This is a genomic window from Syntrophorhabdus sp., assembly GCA_012719415.1.
Classification (GTDB): Bacteria; Desulfobacterota; Syntrophorhabdia; order Syntrophorhabdales; family Syntrophorhabdaceae; genus Delta-02.
The window spans coordinates 1-3,270 of record JAAYAK010000046.1 but is presented as its reverse complement, the minus strand read 5'-3'; the positions used below and the strand labels follow the sequence as shown (position 1 = coordinate 3,270).

At 55.6% G+C, this 3,270-nt stretch carries 4 protein-coding genes; 2 read left to right on the top strand and 2 right to left on the bottom strand.

What is annotated here, in order from left to right; translation table 11 throughout:
- The coding region (locus GXX82_02875) for a hypothetical protein (GenBank protein NLT21970.1) at nucleotides 1–137 on the top strand (137 nt) is incomplete at its 5' end.
- A 194-nt stretch (nucleotides 138–331) separates the two neighbouring features.
- Here GXX82_02875 and GXX82_02870 read toward each other — a convergent pair.
- The gene (locus GXX82_02870) at nucleotides 332–1,093 is read right to left on the bottom strand and encodes a DUF169 domain-containing protein (GenBank protein ID NLT21969.1); all 762 of its coding nucleotides are present in this window, start codon (nucleotides 1,091–1,093) and stop codon (nucleotides 332–334) included.
- Between the two features lie 416 nt (nucleotides 1,094–1,509).
- Between GXX82_02870 and GXX82_02865 the strand changes: the two genes are divergently transcribed.
- The gene (locus GXX82_02865; GenBank protein ID NLT21968.1) at nucleotides 1,510–2,235 is read left to right on the top strand and encodes an MBL fold metallo-hydrolase; all 726 of its coding nucleotides are present in this window, start codon (nucleotides 1,510–1,512) and stop codon (nucleotides 2,233–2,235) included.
- 134 nt (nucleotides 2,236–2,369) lie between these two features.
- On the opposite strand, the gene GXX82_02860 is transcribed toward GXX82_02865, so the two are convergent.
- On the bottom strand, nucleotides 2,370–3,270 hold a 901-nt coding region (locus GXX82_02860), incomplete at its 5' end, for a DUF342 domain-containing protein (protein ID NLT21967.1).

Sequence of the window (3,270 nt, the reverse complement as noted above, 5' to 3'; positions counted from 1 at the left end):
TGGTGAAATACGACAGCGCCCACCTCGACAACGCGGCATCGGAGCTCATCGTCCACTCCGGCCACTCCTGCCAGTCCGAACCGCAAACAATAGAAGAGGTCCGCAGGATCCTCCTGCTCCACATCGGAATACAGTAAGAACCGTTCAAGAGTTCCAGGGTTCGAAAGTTCAAGAGGTAAAGAAGGTTCAAGGGTTCAAAAGTTCAAGAGTTCAAGAGTAAAAGCAAAAGAACAACCGGATGCACGTGTCTTCGGCCTGCACGAATTCCCCCCTTCGCGGTCTTTCCCTTGAACCCTTGAACCCTTGAACCCTTGAACATTTTTCTATCCTTTCACCCTTTCTTTATTCTCCTGCGCACCTTCTTCCAACTCTCCGTTATGAGGAAGCTTTCGTCCATGTTGTCCACCATCGTTACGAACCTCTTGAATGGTGTGGCGAAGGTGAGGGTGTTTGCCGGGACGCAGGGACGGGCGGAGACGTCGAACATGCCGATGACGGACTTGGGCCGGCGGGCGTTCCTTTCCAGGTAAGGGTAGGTGACGATGGTGGAGCAGCCGGCACCGAAGGGACAGAAGACGCCGTTGGGATCGACGCCGTCGTAGTTCGCGAGGGTGAAGAGCCCCGAGAGGACGTCAGGAGTGGCGAAGAAGATGACGACGTCGGGGTTATCGTTCTTATCGATCCCGTCCCAGCGCTTGAAGACGATATAGCGGGCGGGCGCGCTGAATTTGGGCATTTTTTTCATGACCTTTCCCACCAGTTCCGGGGACTTCTTGTATTTTTCTCCCTCGAGTTCTCCGGGTATTCCACAGGACAGGAAGTACTCGAAATTGGGGCGGAGGACCTCGCTGAAGCCGAGGTACTTCCTGCCGCCGCCGCAGCCGATGGAGTCGACGTTGAAAGCGAGAGAACGGCCCCGTGCCGCCCGTGTGATGTCGGCGAGGATGCAGCGATGCTCCTCCAGGCTCTTCGGCCCGTTCACGATGGCGGCGCCGGCCTCGTCATCACTGTAAAAGAAGACCACCGGCAGTGGTGCCTGGGGAAAGTGCTTCTCCCAAAGCCTCACGAATCTCTCCTTGAATTGCATGTCCATAAATGACCTCCTTTTAAGACACAAACGGGTCTGCGCTTCGCGCAAACGGGTCGGCGGTCATGCGCCTAACGAGTGAACGGGTAAAAGACTAAAGAGTAATGATATCTTTTCCCCGTCCGCCCATGTGCCCGTCCGCGTGTTTTCGAATTGATTGTATCATGTTTCTTCCGTTGTCCAAAGTCCTTCTTGAGAATTATGATGCACTCATCTGACACGACACATACCCGCATCAAACAGGTCTTTATCATTCGAGAGAGATCCTCTCCGGGAATGGGTTTCCTGCGCTGTTGTTTGCGGCAGAGCGCGCCCTGCCGACCCTGTGGGTTTTTGGTATGGAACTCGACATGTGGGTATGGTAGGTATAATAATGCTCAGCGGTCCGGCAAGATAGAAAAAACGGTATAAAGGAGCCTCTCATGTCCCAGGTCTACAAAGGCGTTCAATTCATTCCCGGTCAGGACGATTTCATCCCCGATTCCCATGTCTATGTTATTGGAGATCCGGCGTCTGGAGACATCTCTCTGGTGGATGCGGGCCTTACGGGAAAGGGCGCTTACAAGGCTGCTTCCATCACGAAGCTCGGGATCGGGCCTGAGGACGTGAAAAGGGTCATCATGACCCACACACACCTCGATCACATAGGCTGTCTTGCGGAACTCCAGAAGACGTTCCCCGGCGCAGAACTCTGGGTCCACGAATTGGAAGCCGATCTCCTGGAGAAAGGGGATGACCGGGCCGTGTACGGTATGGACATGTTCAAGGGTATGTGCCAGATGCAGTTCAGCCTCGCGCCCGATGCCTTCAGGTTCAAGGTCGACCGCAAGCTCGAAGGCGGCGAGACACTGGAGATAGGCAACATGGTGTGGGAGGTGATACATATACCCGGCCATTCCATGGGAGGCATCGCTCTCTACGAGCCCGTCGGGAAGGTCCTTATCCCCGGGGACGTGGTCTATGCCGATTACGCCATCGGCCGTTTCGACCTTTTCGGCGCGAATCCGGCCCAGCTCAAGGATTCACTGGACAGATTGTCGAAGCTCGACGTCGACATCCTCCTGCCCGGCCACAACCAGATAGTGAAGGGCGTCCCCGCCGGCTACATACGCAAGACCACGAAAATGTGGGAACCATATCTCGTCTAGAGAAGGTTCAAGGGTTCAAAAGTTCAAAGGTTCAAGGGTGAAAGACAAAAAAAGCACCGGATGCCTGCGGTGCACGTGTGCGAATTGCGTTTTTTCTCTTGAACTCTTGAACCTTTGAACTCTTGAACGTTCTTTTACGTCTTGTTATCGTAGACATTCACCTTGATCTTGCCGTCCTCTTCGTAGAAGACAGCGCTCTGGTATTCCGTTGTACAGTCGAAGATGAATGTGCCTATCTTTATCCTGACGTTGGGATAGCAGGTACCCCGCACTTTAACGGTCGGTTGCGCGGCCTTCGTCATCGTCGACTCGATCATTTCTATCCGGCCTCTGTGCTCCTGCAGTTGGTGGTCCAGTTCGTCCGCCGTCGCGAGAAGCCGGCCGTAGAGCATTTCCTTTTCCTCGGGAAGGGAACCGGTCCGGCTCAGCTTCTCAAGAGTGGAGATGTGCTTCCCGATCTCCTCCAGGGTATGTTCCGTATTGCGGGCCGTCTCCTTCAGCTCCTTGAGGAGAGCGACCGTCTTCGGCTCGAACCCCACCGCTACCTGCGTTCTTCCGGCGATCGGGGACCCCAGGGTATTCATGATCGCGAGGTTTTGCGCGGAGAGCTTGCTGCCTATGACGCGCCCCGTGCCGAGGACGACATCGATGGAATCGCCCGCGGAAAGTTCGGAGTTGAGGGCGTCGCCGACGACGATGTTACGTCCCGCTTCCACGGAACAGTTCTCGACGAAGAGCGCCGAGAAATCCCTGCCTGCCTTCATGGTTCCCCTGTCCGCACCCAGCACTCCGCCCTTAATGGAGATGTCCATACCGGCCTCGAGGCAGCAGTCCTCGACGACCCCGTTTATCTCGATGCTTTCCGTCGCCTTGATGGCGAAGCCGGACACGACACTCCCCTCTATCTTTACGCTGCCCTTGAAATCGACGTTGCCGACGGAGTAGTTGATGTCCCCCTTGATGTTGTACACAGGCTCGACGAACACGGACCTTCCCTTCAGGAAGGGCTGCCCGGCAATGGCTGCGGTGACTTCC

Coding starts and splice junctions, on each gene's coding strand:
- GXX82_02865 (NLT21968.1), top strand. CDS start 1,510: ATGTCCCAGGTCTACAAAGGCGTTCAATTCATTCCCGGTCAGGACGAT.
- GXX82_02870 (NLT21969.1), bottom strand. CDS start 1,093: ATGGACATGCAATTCAAGGAGAGATTCGTGAGGCTTTGGGAGAAGCAC.